Source organism: Prevotella sp. Sow4_E9_plate (assembly GCF_052116205.1).
In the GTDB taxonomy this organism is placed as follows: Bacteria; Bacteroidota; Bacteroidia; order Bacteroidales; family Bacteroidaceae; genus Prevotella.
On sequence record NZ_JBQKLN010000019.1, the window covers coordinates 48,081 to 67,763 of the forward strand.

At 44.5% G+C, this 19,683-nt stretch carries 16 protein-coding genes; 11 read left to right on the forward strand and 5 right to left on the reverse strand.

What is annotated here, in order from left to right:
* Positions 1 to 38 precede the first annotated feature (38 nt).
* From ACTQ53_RS09260 to purL, 3 genes are all read right to left on the reverse strand, one after another.
* Entirely contained in the window at positions 39 to 611 is a 573-nt protein-coding gene (locus tag ACTQ53_RS09260) for a chromate transporter (protein ID WP_295347051.1), read from the reverse strand.
* Positions 612 to 708: 97 nt separating this feature from the next.
* Positions 709 to 1,260, reverse strand: a complete 552-nt coding sequence (locus ACTQ53_RS09265; RefSeq protein WP_441932797.1) for a chromate transporter — start codon at positions 1,258 to 1,260, stop codon at positions 709 to 711.
* A 27-nt stretch (positions 1,261 to 1,287) separates the two neighbouring features.
* Entirely contained in the window at positions 1,288 to 5,019 is a 3,732-nt protein-coding gene (gene purL, locus ACTQ53_RS09270) for a phosphoribosylformylglycinamidine synthase (RefSeq protein ID WP_441932798.1), read from the reverse strand.
* A 275-nt stretch (positions 5,020 to 5,294) separates the two neighbouring features.
* Here purL and ACTQ53_RS09275 point away from each other — a divergent pair, with 275 nt between their 5' ends.
* A complete protein-coding gene (locus tag ACTQ53_RS09275; protein WP_294700561.1) occupies positions 5,295 to 6,149 on the forward strand; it encodes an OmpA family protein in 855 nt (284 codons plus the stop codon).
* A gap of 273 nt (positions 6,150 to 6,422) precedes the next feature.
* Positions 6,423 to 7,634 (forward strand): NADP-dependent isocitrate dehydrogenase, encoded by a 1,212-nt coding sequence (locus tag ACTQ53_RS09280; RefSeq protein ID WP_217761323.1) that lies wholly within the window; start codon positions 6,423 to 6,425, stop codon positions 7,632 to 7,634.
* A gap of 89 nt (positions 7,635 to 7,723) precedes the next feature.
* Here ACTQ53_RS09280 and ACTQ53_RS09285 read toward each other — a convergent pair whose 3' ends face one another.
* Positions 7,724 to 7,960 carry an XRE family transcriptional regulator gene (locus ACTQ53_RS09285; protein WP_217761325.1) on the reverse strand — a complete coding sequence of 79 codons (237 nt, stop codon included), beginning with the start codon at positions 7,958 to 7,960 and terminating at the stop codon, positions 7,724 to 7,726.
* Between the two features lie 260 nt (positions 7,961 to 8,220).
* On the opposite strand from ACTQ53_RS09285, the gene ACTQ53_RS09290 reads away from it, so the two are divergent.
* Both ACTQ53_RS09290 and ACTQ53_RS09295 read left to right on the forward strand, forming a co-directional pair.
* Positions 8,221 to 8,916, forward strand: coding sequence for a response regulator transcription factor (locus ACTQ53_RS09290; RefSeq protein WP_294968566.1), 696 nt, complete (start codon positions 8,221 to 8,223; stop codon positions 8,914 to 8,916).
* Positions 8,917 to 8,928: 12 nt separating this feature from the next.
* A complete protein-coding gene (locus ACTQ53_RS09295) occupies positions 8,929 to 10,392 on the forward strand; it encodes a sensor histidine kinase (protein WP_441932799.1) in 1,464 nt (487 codons plus the stop codon).
* Between the two features lie 785 nt (positions 10,393 to 11,177).
* Here ACTQ53_RS09295 and ACTQ53_RS09300 read toward each other — a convergent pair.
* On the reverse strand, positions 11,178 to 11,330 hold the full coding sequence (locus ACTQ53_RS09300) for a hypothetical protein (protein ID WP_441932800.1): 153 nt from the start codon (positions 11,328 to 11,330) through the stop codon (positions 11,178 to 11,180).
* A gap of 162 nt (positions 11,331 to 11,492) precedes the next feature.
* Here ACTQ53_RS09300 and ACTQ53_RS09305 point away from each other — a divergent pair, with 162 nt between their 5' ends.
* The 7 genes from ACTQ53_RS09305 to ACTQ53_RS09335 all read left to right on the forward strand — a co-directional run bounded on the left by ACTQ53_RS09305 (position 11,493) and on the right by ACTQ53_RS09335 (position 19,682).
* Entirely contained in the window at positions 11,493 to 13,625 is a 2,133-nt protein-coding gene (locus ACTQ53_RS09305; protein ID WP_441932801.1) for a Tex family protein, read from the forward strand.
* A 14-nt stretch (positions 13,626 to 13,639) separates the two neighbouring features.
* Positions 13,640 to 13,930, forward strand: a complete 291-nt coding sequence (locus tag ACTQ53_RS09310) for a hypothetical protein (protein WP_441932802.1) — start codon at positions 13,640 to 13,642, stop codon at positions 13,928 to 13,930.
* Positions 13,931 to 14,227: 297 nt separating this feature from the next.
* Positions 14,228 to 14,713 carry a hypothetical protein gene (locus ACTQ53_RS09315; protein ID WP_441932803.1) on the forward strand — a complete coding sequence of 162 codons (486 nt, stop codon included), beginning with the start codon at positions 14,228 to 14,230 and terminating at the stop codon, positions 14,711 to 14,713.
* A 243-nt stretch (positions 14,714 to 14,956) separates the two neighbouring features.
* Positions 14,957 to 16,762: a leucine-rich repeat protein gene (locus ACTQ53_RS09320; RefSeq protein WP_441932804.1), complete on the forward strand. Its 1,806-nt coding sequence runs from the start codon at positions 14,957 to 14,959 to the stop codon at positions 16,760 to 16,762.
* Positions 16,759 to 17,373 carry a DUF6939 family protein gene (locus ACTQ53_RS09325; RefSeq protein ID WP_441932805.1) on the forward strand — a complete coding sequence of 205 codons (615 nt, stop codon included), beginning with the start codon at positions 16,759 to 16,761 and terminating at the stop codon, positions 17,371 to 17,373. The genes ACTQ53_RS09320 and ACTQ53_RS09325 overlap by 4 nt, the downstream gene beginning before the upstream one ends.
* A 21-nt stretch (positions 17,374 to 17,394) precedes the next feature.
* Positions 17,395 to 18,858, forward strand: a complete 1,464-nt coding sequence (locus tag ACTQ53_RS09330) for a DarT ssDNA thymidine ADP-ribosyltransferase family protein (protein ID WP_441932806.1) — start codon at positions 17,395 to 17,397, stop codon at positions 18,856 to 18,858.
* Positions 18,859 to 18,875: 17 nt separating this feature from the next.
* Positions 18,876 to 19,682 carry a hypothetical protein gene (locus ACTQ53_RS09335; RefSeq protein ID WP_441932807.1) on the forward strand — a complete coding sequence of 269 codons (807 nt, stop codon included), beginning with the start codon at positions 18,876 to 18,878 and terminating at the stop codon, positions 19,680 to 19,682.
* The last annotated feature ends 1 nt before the right edge of the window (position 19,683 follow it).

Here is a 19,683-nt window from a genome sequence, read left to right on the forward strand (position 1 = left end):
ATCCACCTTTTGTTTATTGTTGGTCAATAAAATCGGTTTTAATATAGTAATACCAGTCCGGCAAAAGCCGAGTAGAGTATCATGCGGATAGGATTGATCTTCATCACTTTTACGCCGATAAAGGTGGCAAAGAAGAGGGCGATGGAGATGTAGAAATGCCAGGGATTGGCTGGTGTAGAGAAGTTCTCGCCATTCATCAGAAGCAGGGCTGCGGCTCCTACCAGACCGACGATGGCTGGGCGAAGACCGATGAAGATGCTCTGGACGGCTGAGGTGTTCATATACTTATACAGCATCTTGCTGATAAGAATCATCAAAACCAAGGATGGGAGAACCAACGCAAAGGTTGCCATGGCACTTCCGAGTATAGCCATCATGCCACTCATGCCGGCATTATGGACTGCTGTATAGCCACAATAGGTGGCGGCGTTGATACCGATAGGACCCGGTGTCATCTGAGAGATGGCAACCACATCGGTAAACTCTTGCATCGTCATCCAATGATACTGCGTAACTACCTGTCCCTGGATTAGGGAAATCATGGAATAGCCACCTCCGAATCCGAAGATGCCTATCTGAAGGAATACGATGAAAAGCTGAAGAAATATCATTTCAATTAATAATTAATAATTGATAATTAACAATGAGGCTTACGCCTTTGCCTCGGAGGCTTCTATACATTATTAATTATACATTGTACATTAAACTTTACTCCGTTGGCTGGATAAACTGTCCATAGATGTATCCACCTACGGCAGCAGCGATAATAATCCAGATTGGGTTGACGCCCAGAAGCCATATCAGGAGGGCTGACAGGATAGGAATCCAGCAGTTGACAAGCGAAATTCCGGCACTCTTGGCAAGCGAGAATGTAGGTACGGCTATCAATGCTACGACGGCAGGACGGATGCCTGCAAACATGGCAGCAATCACCTTGTTGTCTTCAAACTGATGGAAAAACATGGCTATCGCCAGGATAATAAGGAAGGATGGCAACGAAGCGCCGAGGGTGCAGACGATGGCTCCCGGTGTCTTTGCCAACTTATATCCGAGCAGGGAACTCATGTTGATGGCCAAGGCCCCCGGACAAACCTGGGTAGTAGCGATGGCATCCAGAAATTCCTCCTTCGTCATCCAATGATGCTTGTCGACGACTTCGGATTCTATAATAGGAATCATGGCATAGCCACCCCCAAAGGTGACTATGCCAATCTTCATAAATGTTTTGAATAATGTAAGATAACTTACGCTATTATTCATTTTTTACCTTTTTACTTTTTTACCTTTTTACTTTTTCAAAGCTCTTTCTTCAATCCACTGACGTGCATTGACAAATGCCTCAATCCAAGGAGTTACCTCGTCGTTGCGGCGACCAGCTGGATACCAGGCGTTCTGCCATGGGAAGATGGCACGCTCCAAGTGTGGCATCATTGCCAAGTGGCGACCATCTGCAGAGCAGATACCAGCTACATTGTAGTCACTGCCGTTAGGATTACCTGGATACTCAGCGTAGTTGTACTTCGCAATGATGTTGTAGTGATCCTCTGGCTCAGGCAAGTAGAAACGGCCCTCGCCGTGAGCTACCCAGATACCGAGCTTATCACCGCTCAAGCTACCGAACATCACACTGTCGTTCTGAGGAATAGTCAAACCGAGGAATGTACTCTCGAACTTCTTGGATGTGTTGTGGCAGAGGTGTGAACGATGCTTGTGCTCAGGATTGATGAGGTTCAACTCAACCATCAGCTGACAACCGTTACAGATACCGAGTGAAAGGGTGTCCTCGCGGGCATAGAACTTATCAAGTGCCTCCTTAGCCTTAGGATTGTAGAGGAATGCACCAGCCCAACCCTTGGCAGAACCGAGAACGTCGGAGTTAGAGAAACCACCGCAGAATACGATGAAGTTTACATCCTCCAAGGTCTCACGACCAGAAATCAAGTCGGTCATCATCACATCCTTTACATCGAAGCCGGCGAGATACATAGAGTATGCCATCTCACGCTCACCATTGGTACCCTTCTCACGGATGATAGCTGCCTTGATGCCTGATGGCTTGCGACGGTTAGCGTCGAGGCTGTAGCTAGCGAGAGTTCCCTTGAAGCCATAACCGAAGTTCATCTCGATAGGCTGCTTCTTATAATTGGTGTAACGCTTCTTAGCCATACCGTTCATGCTCTGCTTGCGGTCGAGGAGGTAAGATGTCTTATACCAGTCATCACGCAATGCATCGATATCGAACTCGTGCTCGAAGCCTTCCTTCTTGATGATGATCTTGCGGAGCTCAGGAGCAGGATAACCAATCTTGGCATAACCGATACCGTTCTCATCGAAGAATGCCTTCAACTCGTCCTTGTGAGCATCGCTTACCTGGATGACAACACCTGGGTTCTCTGCGAAGAGAGTCTTGATGATGTCGGCATCTGCGATGTCGTGGAGGTTGATCTTCATACCGCCCTCTACGTTGGCGAATGTCATCTCGAGGAGAGTTGTAATCAAACCACCGGCACTGATATCGTGACCAGCCATTACCCAACCACGGTTGATGAGTTCCTGTACGGCATTGAAACAGTCAACGAAGTAGTCTGGGTTCTTGACGGTAGGAACATCGCTGCCCACCTTGCCCAGGCTCTGTGCGAAGGCTGAACCACCGAGGCGCTGCTCGTCGAAGCTGAAGTCGATATGATAGAGGCTAGAGTTCTTGTCGTTAACGAGAACTGGGCTAACCACCTTCTTGACATCTGAAACCTCACCACCAGCACTTACGATAACGGTACCTGGAGCGATGATCTTCTCGCCGTTAGGATACTGCTGGGTCAATGAGAGAGAGTCCTTACCTGTTGGTACGTTCACGTGGATGGCGCAGCAGAAGTCTGACAATGCCTTCACACCCTCGTACAGACGGGCATCCTCACCCTTCTGGCTACGGCAAGGCCACATCCAGTTAGCAGAGAGGCTGATGCTGTCCATGCCATCTGCCAATGGAGCCCATACGATATTAGTCAAAGACTCTGCTACAGAGAGTACTGAACCTGCCTTAGGATCGGCAAGACCAGCCTGAGGAGCATGACCCATTGCAGTTACGATACCCTTCTCGCCACGGTAGTCGAGTGCTACGACACCACAGTCTGAGAGTGGCAACTGAATCTGACCCTGACCCTGCTGACGGGCAATCTTACCTGTTACAGAACGGTCAACCTTGTTGGTCAACCAGTCCTTACAAGCCACAGCCTCCATCTGGAGAACACGCTTCAAGTACTCGTCGAGGTTATCTGCAGAATAAGTTACATCTTCATATTTACGCTCTACGGTCTCATCCACCATCACAGTCTTAGGAGTATGACCGAACATCTGAGCTACATCGAGGTCGAATGGCTTCACGCCGTCAGCCTGCTTGAAGCTGAAGTGAGCATCGCCTGTAGTCTCACCAACCACGTACATTGGAGCACGCTCACGGTCGGCAATCTTCTGAACCTCGCTGATATATTTCTCGTCGATGAGCAAGCCCATGCGCTCCTGGCTCTCGTTGGCGATGATTTCCTTGGCGCTCAAAGTCTTGTCGCCGATAGGCAACTTAGACATATCGATTTCGCCACCGCACTCTTCTACCAACTCAGAGAGACAGTTCAAGTGACCGGCTGAACCGTGGTCGTGGATGCTGACTACTGGGTTCTCATCGTTCTCAACGAGTGCACGAACCAGGTTGTAGGCACGTTTCTGCATCTCAGGGTTGGCACGCTGAACAGCGTTCAACTCGATACCGTTGCTGTAACGGCCTGTATCTACAGAAGAAACAGAACCACCACCAAGACCGATGCGATAGTTGTCACCACCTACTACGACAACCTTGTTGCCCTTCTGTGGCTCACCCTTCTTGTAGTCACGCTTCTTGCCGTAGCCTACACCACCAGCAAGCATGATTACCTTATCGTATGCATACTTCTCACCATTCTCCTCGTGCTCGAATGTAAGCACAGAACCGGTGATGAGAGGCTGACCGAACTTGTTACCGAAGTCTGATGCACCGTTGGAGGCCTTGATCAGAATCTGTTCAGGAGTCTGATAGAGCCACTTACGAACAGGCATGATGTCTTCCCAGTCGCGCTCAACATCGCTCTTTCCGTTGTCATCCTTCAGGCGAGGATAAGCAGTCATGTAGCAGGCAGTACCTGCGATAGGCCATGAACCTACACCACCACCCATACGGTCGCGGATTTCACCACCCGTACCGGTAGCAGCACCGTTGAAAGGCTCTACGGTAGTAGGGAAGTTGTGAGTCTCAGCCTTCAGAGAGATAACACTCTCGATATCCTTCACCTGGAAGAAATCGCTGGTAGTCTGATCGGCTGGCGCAAACTGCTCGATGACAGGCCCCTGTGAGAAAGCCACATTATCCTTATAGGCAGAGAGAATCTTGTTAGGGTTCTCCTGAGTGGTCTTCTTGATCATGCTGAAGAGAGAAGACTCCATCTCCTTACCGTCGATGATAAACTGGCCGCCGAAGATCTTGTGGCGGCAGTGCTCTGAGTTGATCTGTGCGAAACCGAAGATTTCGCTGTCGGTGAGAGGGCGTCCGTTCTCTTTCTCCAGCTTGTGGAGATAAGCCATTTCGTCCTCGCTGAGGGCAAGACCCTCTTCCTCGTTATACTTCTCGAGGTCATCGACGTACTTGATAGGTTCTGGCTGGTGGTTCACGGTGAACACATCCTGACCGATACCGTTGTACATACGCTGGAGCATAGGGTCGTGCTCAGCGTCTTCGCTATCCACAGGGAAGTACTCCTCGATACGCGAAATGCCGTTAAGACTCATGTTCTGAGTAATCTCAACGGCATTCGTACTCCAAGGAGTAATCATTTCACGGCGTGGACCGACATAGAAGCCCTGCAACTGCTGGGCGTCCTCTAAAGTCGCGTCACCATAAAGCCAACAAAGTTCATTGATTTCGTCCTGAGATGGTTTGTGATCAATCTCGGTCGCAATCACACTCTTAGATGGAGTTCTGAAAAAAAGAATCATACTATTTCTCTTTTTATTATGTTAATGTATTTATTTTTCTTTCGGTTGCAAAGATAGCGCTAAATTTTGGAAATACAAAGCCTTTGCTCGTATTTTTATAGTTAGTTAATGCTTTCCCCTTGTAAAAAACTACAAAATATTGATTTTGTGGTTAAAAATGTCTAAAACGCTTTGACAAATGATGGTTATTCGGGTCTAATAAGTAACTTTGCACCGTGAAAGCGTGTGTAACATTTAAATGTGTTTTTAATAACTGAAAATAAAAATAAAGGAATATGAAACAGACTAAGATTTTTGCAATGGTTTTGATGGCAGCAGCTTTGTTGACAACAAGTTGCGCTAGTAAGAAGGATCTTCAGAATTGCCAGACAGAAAACAGAGAGTTGACTGCCAATTACCAAGATACAAAGGAGAAGTTGGCTGCTACAGAGGCTAGTCTCGCTGCAGCTCAGCAGCAGCTTGCTACTGCAAAGAGCGACTACGCTAAGTTGCAGAGTGCTCTTGACAAGAGTTTGACAAATGCTAATCAGAACAACATTAGCATCGAGAAGCTCGTTGACCAGATCAATGAGAGCAACCAGTACATCCGTCATTTGGTTGAGGTGAAGAGCAAGAGCGATTCTCTGAACATGGTATTGACCAACAACCTGACCCGCTCACTCAGCCGTGAGGAGATGAAGGAAGTTGACGTTCAGGTATTGAAGGGTGTGGTTTACATCTCTTTGGCTGACAACATGCTCTATCAGAGCGGTAGCTATGAGGTGAACAGCCGTGCTAAGGAGACTTTGAGCAAGATTGCCAAGATTATCCAGGACTACAAGGATTATGATGTACTCATTGAGGGTAACACTGATAACGTGCCTGTAAGCACAACAAGTGCCAAGATGAAGAACATCCGTAACAACTGGGACCTCTCTGCTCTCCGTGCAGCTTCTGTTGTTCAATATCTCCAGGACAACTTCGGTGTTAATCCTAAGCGTATGACTGCTGGTGGTCGTGGTGAGTACAACCCTGTTACAACCAACAATACAGAGGTTGGCAAGCAGCGTAACCGTCGTACCCAGATTATCATCACTCCTAAGCTCGACCAGTTCATGGACTTGATCGACAAGGCTCCAGAGGAGAAGTAAAAGGTAAAAGGGTAAAAAGGTAAAAAAGTAAATAGATAGAGGCATCAATGAGTTGTTAAAGACTTGTTGATGCCTTTTTCGGTATAAATATACAGGTTTTATGTTTTAAAGCCGTGAAAAAGTGCTTTTTGTTGTCATTTTGCTAGAAATATTCTTAATATCCTTTCTTTTCTTAATTATTTTTATTAATTTTGCAGGCAAAATATCAAGGGGCCACTTGGCTGCCCTGATCATTGTACATTGTAAATTATTAATTATACATTATATTGTGTTATGGAAAAGATTAAGATGACGACTCCATTGGTAGAGATGGACGGTGATGAGATGACAAGAATCCTTTGGAAGATGATCAAGGACGAACTGATTCTTCCTTTCGTTGACTTGAAGTCTGAGTATTATGACTTGGGTTTGCCTTATCGCGATCAGACCAATGACCAGGTAACCATTGACTCTGCTGAGGCTGCCAAGAAATATGGTGTAGCCGTGAAGTGTGCTACCATTACCCCTAATGCCCAGCGTATGGACGAGTATAAGCTCCATAAAATGTGGAAAAGTCCTAACGGAACAATCCGTAGCATCATGGACGGTACCGTGTTCCGTGCTCCTATTACCATTCCTAGCATTCACCCATGTGTGAAGAACTGGGAGAAGCCTATCACTATCGCCCGTCATGCTTATGGAGATGTATACAAGAGCGTGGAGATTCGTGCCGATGAACCGGGAGTAGCTAAACTCGTGTTCGAGGGTAAGAGTGGCAAGAAGCAGGAGGTTGAAATCCATAACTTCGATGGCGCTGGCGTTATTCAGGGTATGCACAATACCGACAAGAGCATCCGCAGCTTTGCTCACAGCTGCTTCAAGTTTGCCATCGATACCAAGCAGGACCTCTGGTTCGCTACCAAGGATACCATCTCCAAGACTTACGATGCTCAGTTCCGTAAGATTTTTGAGGAAGTATACGAGAGCGACTACAAGGAGAAGTTTGCAGAGCTTGGCATCGAGTACTTCTATACATTGATTGATGATGCCGTGGCTCGTGTGATTCGTAGTAAGGGTGGTTTCATCTGGGCTTGCAAGAACTATGATGGTGATGTGATGAGCGATATGCTCAGTACCGCATTCGGTTCTCTGGCAATGATGACTTCTGTCTTGGTTTCTCCTGATGGAAAATATGAATATGAGGCAGCACATGGTACAGTAACACGTCACTACTATCGCTACTTGAAAGGTGAGGATACATCTACCAACCCAATGGCAACCATCTTTGCATGGAGCGGTGCATTGAGAAAGCGTGGTGAGCTGGATGGCATCAAGGAGTTGCAGGACTTTGGCGACCAGTTGGAGGCTGCTTGCTTCGATACCTTGAATGACGGTATCGCTACCAAAGACCTCGTCAACCTGATGGAGGGAGTTGAGGCTAAGGCCGTGAACTCTGCAGGTTTCATCGCTGCTATTCGTGAGCGTTTGGAGAAGAGATTGGGATAAGCCAAAAATCAGATAAACAAAGGAAAAGCCTTACCGGAGTCAATAGATGACACTGGGTAAGGCTTTTTTGATATAAAGATCGGAAACTTTTACTTCTTACGCTTGGAAGAAAGAGCATCTGAGTAGTACTTGAAAAAGTCAACTTTCAAGATTTTACTGATGTGGAACAGCATGCCCGTATCGATGGTAGTGCGATCGTATACCTTATATATATTGGTGCGATGGCAACCAAGCTCGTTTGCCAACCATACAGATGTTTTACCCTGCCGTTGAAGTTCTTCCTTGATGAGTTTGCCTATGACCACAGTATTAACTTTATCGTTCATAATTCTTTGCTTATTAAAGATTTTATATTTTCTTGTCTAAATCCGGTTGCAAAATTACCAATATAGTATTAAAATAGCGAACAAACTTGTAGCGGATTTGGTTACATTGCGTTAAAGTGTGTCATAAAATTCTTTAAAATTGTAATAAAACTAGTCTTTTTTAAGCTGATTTGGTGAATGTAATTGAATTGTAATCGAATGTAATGCGTATTACAAAAGAAAAAGTGTAATTTTGCAGGCAGAATTTAAATGATAGGAATATGGAAGCAAATAAGAAGAAAATCCTGGTTGTTGATGATGAGCAGGACTTGTGTGAAATCTTGAAGTTCAATTTAGAGACAGAGGGGTATCAGGCAGATACTGCCAATTCGGGTGAGGAAGCTATATCGAAGGATATTGCCTCTTATGATCTTTTATTGCTTGATGTGATGATGGGAGGAATGAGCGGATTTCAGCTGGCAAGACAGTTGAAGGAGAATCCGATGACAGCTCATGTGCCTATCATCTTCCTGACAGCCCGTGATACGGAGAATGATACTGTGACCGGATTCAATCTGGGTGCAGATGATTATATCTCCAAGCCTTTCTCTATCCGGGAGGTGATGGTGCGAGTGCGTGCTGTGCTGCGCCGTACAATGGAGCAGAGAGGTAACAGCAGCGAGCCTTCTCTGATTAACTATCAGGGTTTGCAGCTCAATCTGGACAAGAAGTCGGTGACTGTGGATGGAGAGTGTGTGCCATTTACCAAGACAGAGTTTGAACTCTTGCGCCTTCTGCTGGAAGAGCGTGGTAAGGTGTTCTCTCGTCAGGAACTCATCGACCGTGTATGGCCAAAGGATGTGATGGTGCTCGACCGTACTGTGGATGTGAATATTACCCGTATGCGAAAGAAAATTGGTAAATTTTCCAAGTGTATTGTTACCCGTTTGGGATTTGGTTATTATTTTGATGCATAAACAGATATCATCATGTTTAAACTGAATAATGTAGGTAAGAAGTTGTATTTTAGCGTACTGGCGGTGTTCCTTGTGTTCGCTGTCAGTTTTATTGTATTTCAGCAAACACGCGAGAAACAGTATAAGATTAGTACGTTGACTCTGAAACTTGCCAACTATAATGAACTGCTGGCAGAGGATTTGGAATTGTCCAAGACTTGTGGCATTCTCCTTTCTGACAGTGTGGAAGTGGTGGATAGCGTGCGTGTGGCAGAGGCAAAGTTGGAAGATTTTGTGCAGACGCATGAGAGTAAGGACCTTCGTGTAACTTTGGTCAAGAAGGATGGAACCGTAATCTTTGACAATATGAGTAAGGATTATCGCCACTTTGCCAATCATGCCCAGCGTGCGGAGATAGTACAGGCATTGAAAGAGGGAATGGGTACGAGCGTAGAGCGACAGTCGAAAACGCTGAAGCAGGATTATTTCTATGTAGCGTCCTATTTCCCGAAGAGTCATCTTATCGTTCGTACAGCATTGCCATATAATGATGATTTGACCAAGTCGCTTCAGGCTGATCTGCATTATATCTGGTTTGCCTTGGCAGCCATCATCCTACTTACCCTGGTGCTATACCGTTTTACAAACAGATTGGCGAAGAATGTATCCAAACTCCGTATCTTTGCTTATAAGGCGGATCATAATGAGAGCCTGGAGGTGGAGGATCTGGCTAAATTCCCTAATGATGAGTTGGGTGAGATTGCCGAGCGCATTATCAAGATGTATAAGCGCATACAGACCACCCGACGTGAACAGGATGTACTGAAGCGGCAGCTTACCCAGAATATCGCCCACGAGCTGAAGACTCCTGTAGCCAGTATCCAGGGTTATCTGGAAACGATACTCGACAATCCGCATATCAACGAAGAGATGAAGTCGCAGTTTCTGCTGCGCTGTTATGCCCAGAGCGAGCGTCTCACCTCTCTGCTTCGCGACATCTCTACCCTGAACCGGTTGGATGACGGTTCGGATATGATAGATTTCGAGGCGGTAGACATTACGCAGATGGTGAGTGAAATAGTCCGTGAGACGGCGCTGGAAAGAGAGTCGCACCAGATGACTTTCGAGAATCTTCTTCCCGACCAGCATATTATCGTGAAGGGTAACCGCAGTCTGCTCTATAGTGTGTTCCGCAATCTTACCGACAATGCCATAGCTTATGCCGGCGAAGGGCGTAAGATAACGTTGAGTGCCAAGGATCAGGGCAATAAGTGGCATTTCATCTTCTGTGATAATGGTCAGGGAGTTCCTGCCGAGCATCTCTCCCGTCTTTTCGAGCGTTTCTATCGGGTAGATAAGGGACGCAGCCGCAAGATGGGTGGCACCGGTTTGGGTCTTGCCATCGTCAAGAATGCCGTTCTCCTGCATGGCGGAACCATCCGTGTAAGTAATCAGCAGGAAGGCGGCTTGAAGTTTGAATTTACGCTTAAAAAGTAGAAATATGGCTATCTGTTAATCGGAAACAGTGTACTGGTGAACGATAGACAGCTGACTAGCCGTACGCTCGCCAGTTGGCTGTTCTACTGCAACAGTCAGCGTAAATGCCTGTAAAAGTGTTGTAAGTAAGGGATAAAGAAATACTCTTCACTCTTCACCTTTCCTTCGGAATCCCCAGTGTTTATGGGCGTTTCGAGGGGTGAAGAGTTCTTGGACACTCTTCACCCACTCTTCACCACTCTTCACCCTGGCTGGTTCGGCGGAGGGTGTGTCATAAGTTTATGATTCACCCTCTTCTTGTTGTTGGAAGAGTTAGGATATGTTGTTGAAAGAGTTAGGATATGTTGTTGAAACAGCCAGTATCTTCGGTCGCACAACAGCTGTTGTGCGCTTGCATAACAGCTGATATGCGCATGCACAACAGGTGATGTGCATGCGATGGTCAACTGTTATGCGCCAACTATTATTCAGACTTATGGCACACCCTCCTTAGAGACGCCTGGCGGTCTTGCTTCTCTCCTTGACATCTAGCGGTCTTGCGCTGCAATTTACGCCTGTTGGTCTTTGGAATCGGTGAAGAGTGGTGAAGAGTGGGTGAAGAGTCGCTGCAAACTCTTCACCCCCTCAGAATGCCGATAAACACAGGGGTTCCGAAGGAAAGGTGAAGAGTGAAGAGTAAAAGTGTGTTCGCTTGCAGATAAAAAATGGGGCGCAAGCTGTTTCCAGGAAAGGAATCGCTTGCGCCCCCTGATATTATTGCTTATGAGTAAATGAGCACCCTAAGATTAGAACTTGTAGATAGCACCAAATGAAATGTTGCTCGCATCTACGTTAAGTCCGAATGTTGATGAGTTGTCACCATGGTCAGGAGAATAGCCTCTGTAACCGAGGAAACCTACCTTTGTGATGAAGTTTACGTGGTTGTTGATGTAAATCAAGAAAATCGGGCGTGCTGGATGTATCTAAAGCTATTTCTGCTGCAAAGCTACGATTTTTTAATGAAACCGCCAAATAATATGAGGGAATATTTGGGCAAACCAACTTTTTTCTCTATCTTTGCATGAACAAACAGTTTGAATTTTATTGTATAAATATCATAAATGAATCAATTTACAAAGCTGATAGCAGCCCAGCTCAATCTGAAGGAGCAGGCTGTAGAAAATACTCTGGCGCTGCTCGAAGAGGGCTGCACCATTCCGTTTATCTCGCGATACCGCAAGGAGAAAACCGGTAATATGGACGAGGTAAACATTGAAGCCATCGCACAGGCTAACGAGAAACTCTCTGAGATGGCGAAGAGAAAGGAGACTATCCTCAAAACCATCGAGGAACAGGGAAAACTCTCGGATGAACTGAAAAAACGCATCGAACAGTGCTGGGATGCCACCGAACTGGAAGACATCTATCTTCCTTATAAGCCTAAGCGCCGCACCCGTGCACAGATAGCACGTGAGGCAGGCTTGGAGCCTCTGGCACAACTGCTCCTCTTCCAGCGTGAGCGCAATCCGGAACAGGCTGCCAGGAAGTTTGTGGGTGATAAGGTGAAGGATGTGGAGGCTGCACTTCAGGGAGCCAAGGACATCATCGCCGAAACCGTAAGCGAGAATGAGCAGAGCCGCAATCAGATTCGCGGCGAGTTCCGTCGAGGTGCCATCATCACCTCAAAGGTAGTGGCTAAGAAAAAGGATGAAGAGGAGGCTCAGCGCTTCTCTGATTACTTTGATTTCTCTGAACCTTTAAAGAAATGTTCTTCTCATCGCTTGCTGGCGATGCGTCGTGGTGAAGCGGCTGGTTTCCTCCGTATCAGCATTTCAGCTGATGATGAGCAGTGTCAGGATAAACTGAAGCGTCATTATGTACATGGTTTCGGTGAATGCCAGACTTTGGTGGGTGAGGCTGTGGATGATGCTTTCAGGCGTCTGCTGAAGCCTAGTATTGAAACTGAGTTTGCTGCTCTCAGCAAGCAGAAGGCTGATGAGGAGGCTATTGTAGTATTCGCAGAAAACCTGCGACAGCTTTTGCTCGCTGCTCCTTTAGGACAGAAGCGTGTGATGGCTGTGGATCCGGGGTTCGCCAATGGCTGTAAAACCTGTTGTCTCGATGCGCAGGGTAATCTGATTCATCACGAAATAGTATTTCCTCATCCTCCACGTAACAAGAAGAATGAGGCTACCGCTGCCATCCAGCGCATGGTGAAGATGTATCAGGTTGAGGCAATGGCTGTGGGTAATGGTACGGCAAGTCGTGAAACCAGCGATTGGCTGCACGAAATAAGTTATCCACACCCTGTGGATATCTATGTGGTGAGCGAGGATGGTGCTTCTATCTATTCGGCTTCGAAGATTGCGAGAGATGAGTTCCCTGATGAGGATGTTACCGTTCGTGGTGCCGTGAGCATCGGTCGACGACTGATGGACCCGCTTGCCGAATTGGTAAAGATTGACCCAAAGAGCATCGGTGTAGGTCAGTATCAGCATGATGTGGATCAGACACAGCTTAAGAAGAGTCTTGATGCCGTGGTGATGAGTTGTGTGAATTCGGTAGGTGTAAATCTGAATACAGCATCCCAGCATCTCCTTACGTATGTGAGTGGATTGGGACCTACTCTTGCCAAGAATATCGTTGAATATCGTCGCGAGAATGGTGCTTTTGTTTCCCGTGCTCAGTTGAAGAAGGTGCCTCGTCTGGGGCCATCTGCCTTCGAGCAGTGTGCTGGTTTCCTCCGTATTCCTGGTGCCAGGAATCCGTTGGATAATAGTGCCGTGCATCCTGAGCGTTATGCGCTGGTAGAGCAAATGGCAAAGGATCAAGGTGTTACAGTGAAGCAATTGGTTGAGGATAAATCTCTACAGAAGAAGATTGATATCAAGAAATATGTAACTGCTGAGGTAGGTATGCCTACTTTGATGGATATCATGACCGAGCTTGACAAACCGGGCTTGGACCCTCGTGGTGAGGTAGAGAAGTTTGAGTTTGATGCCAGCATCAAGGAGATAGAGGATTTGCAGGTGGGCATGGTTGTGCCGGGCATTGTTACCAACATTACCAAGTTTGGTGCCTTTGTAGATATAGGTGTCCACAACGACGGTCTGGTTCATGTTTCCCAAATGTCTAATCGCTACATCAATGATCCAAGTGAGGTGGTAAAGCTTCATGAGCATGTGATGGTGCGTGTGGCAGAAGTAGATTTGAAGCGCAAGCGCATCGCCCTTTCCATGAAGGGAGTAAAGTAAAAAGAATATTCAGAATGAATCAGAAACAAGATTATAATGGTGATGCTCTCCTATTGGGGAGCATCACCAGAGATTGCATAGAGTCGGCATATTGCTTTATTCATCAGAAGCTTAGAGTCTTTGAGTTTTCAACCAATCCTACCCAGAGGGATGATATAGAGTATGCCATCGCCCAATATGTGGAGGGCATGAATCCTCAGCTTTATCTTCTTCTTTCGCAAGGCAGAACGGAATTCCTTCTAGACCATGTGAATTTTGAAAAAGATATGCGCGAGGCGCAGGAAAAACTGGAAGGGATGATGTAGGTATCTCTCTGCTTGAGGAGAAGGATAAACAGAGTCTCGTTAATTTAAGTTGATGAGGGTGCGTCATGGACTTATGACACACTCTCTTTTTTTTATCCAGTTACTGAGTCCACTTGAAAAAGTCATTTTTACGAAAACGTGCCATTGATTGTCAATAAGTTACAAAGACAAAATATATGATTCGGGACTTTTTCAAATGGACTCAGTATAATAATTAAAACAGAATAGAATGAAAAAAACGACACTGATGAACTTCGGGCGCAATTGGATACCTTTTCGCCCGAACAACAGAGAGATATGGATCGTGATTTGCTCAATCAATACATCAATGCGTTTCGTGCATTATCAGGCATAGTTGAGCAAAGTATCCGTAATTACAAGATTATCTCAGAACAAGTAGATGCTTCTACAGCCAAGGTTGGCAAACTCCTTCCTATGTTGAAGGAGGCTAATACAGTTCGAGTGGATGAAAGAATTAAGTCAAGTATAGAGAAGGTTGCAGTAAAAATGGGTGATGATGTTGCTGATGCCTTTGGCAAGAAAGTGCGAGCGGTGCTTGATGATGTAAATGAGGCATCAGGTAGAATCTCGATTCCTCTTGATGTTGCTGCGGCATGTATGTTGACTTTGATTTTTACATTTTCGATTTTGGTACTGGTGGTCATTGTGAACATTACAGAAATCCATTCTGGGGTGTTATGGATAGTCCTTGGAGGTGGATTCGGATCAGAGATACTAATTTATTGGCTTGTTTGGTATTTGCATCGTAAAGGATGGGTATAAATAAAGTCTGCATATTCTCTTGACAGGGAATGTGCAGACTTAAATTCAGTGTATAAATTATGATTGGACTTTGAAAGGAAATAGCTTTTATTGCTGTATGGTGAGCGATATTTAAGCCAAAAGAACTTTAATTTGCTCTGTTCTCGAAAAAAAACTTCAAAAAAAGAGTGTTTCTCAGCTTTTATTTGTAATTTTGCCATGCCGTTTATAGTTATCAAAACAAAGCCAAATATAATCTCTGATATGGCAAAAAATAGGGCAGCGTTTTGTTGTTCTTTAACATATAAAAATATAGTGCTTAATATGCAGTATCCATTGATATCGGAATATGTAAAGGCCATTCAAGATGCAGGTGATAATCTTGAAGAGTTGGCTCACCTGACTCCTGTACTGGATGATCACGGAGAGCCATATCGCAGTAGTGGTGCTTTTGCCGTGGTGTTTAAGATGCAGGACAAGAGTAGCGGGAAATATTATGCCCTGAAGTGTTTTACGGAAGAACAGCAGGGGCGAGCCGAAGCCTATCGTCAGATTGCAGACGAACTGGATTTGTTAGATTCTCCATACATAACATCAGTTAAGTATATGGAGAAGGAACTCTTCGTGGACAGTCAATGCGAGGAGGATGAATTTCCTGTATTGTTGATGGATTGGGTAGAAGGGGAGACGATGGAAGCTTACATTGCTGCAAATTACCGGAATCAGTCAGCCATGTTGATGCTGAGTTATCGTTTTGGCAAGATGGCAGCTTGGCTACGTACCCAGTCTTTTTCTCATGGCGACATTAAGCCAGACAATATCATAGTCCGTCCCGATGGTTCTCTTACATTGGTGGATTATGATGGAATGTTTGTGTCTTCTATGAAAGGCAGCCAATCTCCAACTATCGGTACCAGGGATTTCAGTCATCCATTGCGTACTGTTGATGATTTCGATGAAACGATAGATGATTTTTCATTGGCAAGCATCGCCTTGTCATTAAAGGCTATCTCGATGAAATCTACTTTGTTAGATATCTATGGTGCCTCAGACAGACTTCTCTTCTCGGAAAATGATTATCGCAATCCGTCAAATAGCAAGGTAATATCTGCCTTGCAGGACTTGATGTGTGATAAGGATTTCTGCACACTTTACTCTCTTTTCATGCTTGCATTGGCGAGAAAGGAGCTTTCTGCATGTTCTTTCAGGTTGTTTATTGGCAAAAAGCCTCTCCTACCTCAAACTATTGAAGACTTATCAACAGAAGTAACTGAAGATGAGTTGAATGAAGCCTTTATAGATGAATGGGGAGTGAAATATAGCAAAGATGGAAGAAAATTGTTGAAAGCTCCACAAGAACTAAAAGAATGTTATTCTATTAAAGAGGGGGTAAGGATAATATGTGATAAAGCATTTTCAATGTGCAGTTCTTTGGCAGAAGTTGTCATTCCGAATAGTGTGACAAGTATTGGGGGTGGTGCTTTTTTTAAATGCACATCTTTGATTAGTATTTTTATCCCTGATAGTGTGACTAGCATTGGAAATGGGGCATTCTCGTATTGCGAAACATTAATTAATATCGTGATTCCCACAAATGTAACGAACTTAAATGGAAATCCATTTTATGGTTGGAACGGTAAGCTAGAGTGTTTGTCATCCAACTTTATTTACGAGCATGGTGTATTATTCAATAAGGATAAAAGCGAAATCATATCGTTTAGAAATCAAAACCAGAAATCGTATGCCATTCCTAATGGTGTGATGAATGTTAGATTTGGTGCATTCCTTTGTTGTAACTCTTTGGCTGATATTATTATCCCAAATAGTATGAAAAGTATAGGTGTTGGTGCTTTTGCTGGTTGTATTTCCTTGAATAGCATAGACATTCCTAATGGCGTAATTCGCATTGGAATTAATGCATTCAATCGTTGTATTTCTCTGTCCAATATAGTCATTCCTGATAGTGTGTCCAGTATTGGAGAAGGTGCTTTTGAAGATTGCGATTTCCCATGCGATCTTAGACAAAAATTAATCTCTCGATTTGGAGATAAAATATTTAAGCAATTATGATACTAATAGACTCAAAACGTAAAAAGCTAGAGAATATTCTCAAGAAACATCCCGATGCCATCATTGCGGATGTAACTAGCCATGCCAAAGATAGCTTAATCAAATTAAGTCCATTCTATCCACATGGTGGAATACCAGTTCCATTCAGCAATGGAGTGACAGCCACATGCGTAGAGGCTATTTGGCAGGGATTGAAAGTGTTTGAAGGAGCAGATGTAGATGTGCAGATGTTCCAGAACGACACGATGAAAAAAATCAAGCGAACTGTACGCAAGTTTGGAAAGCCGTTGGGACATCGCAAGGGAGTAAATGGCAAGGAACTCCTAGGATATATAGAAGCAAGAAAGCTGATATATATTCCGACCTACCAATGGATGTTGGAGAATAAAGTGCCAACAATCATCGAACGATTGAGGGAGGCAAGTAAAACGAAAACCATCATCTTGTTGGATTATGATACCAACTGTGATGTGGATGACCCAAGCAAACCCTTGTCTCATGCCTTTTTGATCAAGGCATACGTAGATGGTATTTATCCTTATGGAGAAAAACCGGATACGGAGGTAAAACTACAGGTTGATAAGCCACAGGAATTAGAACTTTTTGGATAGAATAACAACAAAATATAAATTATGAGTAAACGAAATAATTGGGAGGATTTTAAGAATATCCTTGAGCAGCATCATATTACAACGTTGTATCATTTTACAGATCGTGACAACTTAGAGAACATCATCAAGAATGGTGGTCTCTTTTCCTGGAAGGATTGTGAGGAACGTGGAATTACGATTCCTAAGCCGGGAGGCGGTGGACCAGGTTCTACTTCCTGGTCACTTGACCAACGAGATGGATTGGAGCATTATGTGCGAGTGAGTTTTACCAAGCAGCATCCAATGATGTATGTAGCGATGAGCGAGCAACGTATATCTAACCCCGTAATTTTGGAAATAGACCCAGAGGTGATATTTGATGAACAGACTAAGTTCTCAGATAGAAATGCTACAAGAAGCGGTGCCAACGTTGGCGGAAACCTGGAAGATTTCAAGAAAATTCATTTTCAGACAGTCAAGGCAAACAAGCATTTTGACCTGGATATAAATGAACAGCCTTTCTATCAAGCCGAGATTCTGGTAAAGAACAGCATACCCCTGAAGTATATCAAGAACATCGGCAACTTTGGTATTCCGATTCCAAGCCAACCACAGATGTTACAGAGCAAGAATGCATATACGGCTCGTGTTGACCGTGAGCATCCTACAGCATTCATCTTCCTTGTGGACCAAAGTGTTTCTATGCGTAGAATTACCACCTTTAATGGTGAGGATATGACTTTATCTGAGGCCGTAGCCCGTATCGTAAATGCCCAAATCAACGAGTTGGTGGAGCGATGTGTGAAGAATAATGAGACTCGTCATTACTTTGATATTGCCATGATAGGTTATGGCACGGAGGCTTATAGTGCTTGGAATGGTAATCTTGAAGGACGAGACTTCGTTACTCCAGAAGAGATTCGTGATAATCCTTACCAAAAGAAAATGGTGAAGGAAGAGGTGCGTACTCGAAAGGGTATAACCATCAAAGAAGTAGAGAAGAAACAATGGATGGTAGCTCGCCATGATGGTAGTTGGACACACATGGATAAGGCTTTTAAACGTGCAGAAGGTTTGCTCGAAAGCTGGATGAAAGACCATCACGACAAGGATTGTTATCCTCCTACAATTATCAATATTACTGATGGTGAATATAACGGAACCTCGCATGATGAGATGCTGCAACTTGCTAATCAGTTGAAGTCGATGTTTACCAATGATGGTAATGTCTTGCTCTTCAATATTCACGTTGTGCCAGGACATGCAGAATCGGTCGTATTCCCTGCAACTGCAGATGAATTGAACGGAAATGGATATGGTGAGAAACTTTATAATATGTCAAGTCTCTTGCCTCTCAACTACAATGAACAGATCCGTAATATCTTTGGAGATAAGCAGGCTGATATCCGCTACCATGCTATGGGTGTAAATACGGGTATGGAGAGATTGGTTAAAATGATGAAGATTGGCACACTTTCGAGTATGCTGGTTAATCAAAATCTGTAATGATATATAGAAAAGATATGAACAGAGGTGTTAGTATAGCAAAGTTCAATGACCATGTTGCAAATGAAGATGCTTTCTACTCATCGGATACTTGTATAGCGGTATCCGATGGGGCAGGAGGCTGTGGCTTGTTTGCCAATGAGTGGTCGGAGTATCTTGTAAAACATCTTCCAAAAGATAAACCCGTCGTCTGCTTCAAAGAACTTGACGAATGGGTGGATGGCATTTGGGAGACCTTTTATAATGATCATGAGGAAAGGGCAAAAGAAGGTGATGGTATTCTTTTGAATAAATATTATAATGAGGGGGCTTGCGCCACCATTGCTGCTGCATGGATAACAGGGGATAAGCAATGTAAATGGATGGCATACGGTGATAGCGTAGTCTTCCATTATAGCAAAGAAACTGGTGTCTTGGAACACAGTTTTACAAAATTGTCAGATTTTAGCAATCCGCCCAGGTTGGTTAGCTGTAAAGACCCTCTAGAAGAGGAAGGTTTCAGATGTGGTGACTTTTATCTGGATGAATCTTCGGTAGTCTTTGTTGCCAGCGATGCCTTATCGCATTATATCATGATGATGTATGAATTGACTAAAAGTAAGGAATATAGTGAAGAACTTGCTGAAGAATACCTAAAAGCATCTGGCAATTCACAACTTTTGAAAACAGCTGAGACCATGAAGTTTGATTTTTGGAAGGATGTGCTCCAATCTTTGTTGGATGCAACATCATCCGACAGTCTGTTTGAACAGTATCTGAAAAAACTGAACTCGGAAGGAATTTTAGATTTGGATGATTTCACGTTAGTTTATTTTAAAGGCTAGC

Coding starts and splice junctions, on each gene's coding strand:
- ACTQ53_RS09280 (WP_217761323.1), top strand. CDS start 6,423: ATGGAAAAGATTAAGATGACGACTCCATTGGTAGAGATGGACGGTGAT.
- ACTQ53_RS09330 (WP_441932806.1), top strand. CDS start 17,395: ATGAGTAAACGAAATAATTGGGAGGATTTTAAGAATATCCTTGAGCAG.
- ACTQ53_RS09325 (WP_441932805.1), top strand. CDS start 16,759: ATGATACTAATAGACTCAAAACGTAAAAAGCTAGAGAATATTCTCAAG.
- ACTQ53_RS09295 (WP_441932799.1), top strand. CDS start 8,929: ATGTTTAAACTGAATAATGTAGGTAAGAAGTTGTATTTTAGCGTACTG.
- ACTQ53_RS09335 (WP_441932807.1), top strand. CDS start 18,876: ATGAACAGAGGTGTTAGTATAGCAAAGTTCAATGACCATGTTGCAAAT.
- purL (WP_441932798.1), bottom strand. CDS start 5,019: ATGATTCTTTTTTTCAGAACTCCATCTAAGAGTGTGATTGCGACCGAG.
- ACTQ53_RS09315 (WP_441932803.1), top strand. CDS start 14,228: ATGGATCGTGATTTGCTCAATCAATACATCAATGCGTTTCGTGCATTA.
- ACTQ53_RS09310 (WP_441932802.1), top strand. CDS start 13,640: ATGAATCAGAAACAAGATTATAATGGTGATGCTCTCCTATTGGGGAGC.
- ACTQ53_RS09265 (WP_441932797.1), bottom strand. CDS start 1,260: ATGAATAATAGCGTAAGTTATCTTACATTATTCAAAACATTTATGAAG.
- ACTQ53_RS09275 (WP_294700561.1), top strand. CDS start 5,295: ATGAAACAGACTAAGATTTTTGCAATGGTTTTGATGGCAGCAGCTTTG.
- ACTQ53_RS09285 (WP_217761325.1), bottom strand. CDS start 7,960: ATGAACGATAAAGTTAATACTGTGGTCATAGGCAAACTCATCAAGGAA.
- ACTQ53_RS09305 (WP_441932801.1), top strand. CDS start 11,493: ATGAATCAATTTACAAAGCTGATAGCAGCCCAGCTCAATCTGAAGGAG.
- ACTQ53_RS09260 (WP_295347051.1), bottom strand. CDS start 611: ATGATATTTCTTCAGCTTTTCATCGTATTCCTTCAGATAGGCATCTTC.
- ACTQ53_RS09320 (WP_441932804.1), top strand. CDS start 14,957: ATGGCAAAAAATAGGGCAGCGTTTTGTTGTTCTTTAACATATAAAAAT.
- ACTQ53_RS09290 (WP_294968566.1), top strand. CDS start 8,221: ATGGAAGCAAATAAGAAGAAAATCCTGGTTGTTGATGATGAGCAGGAC.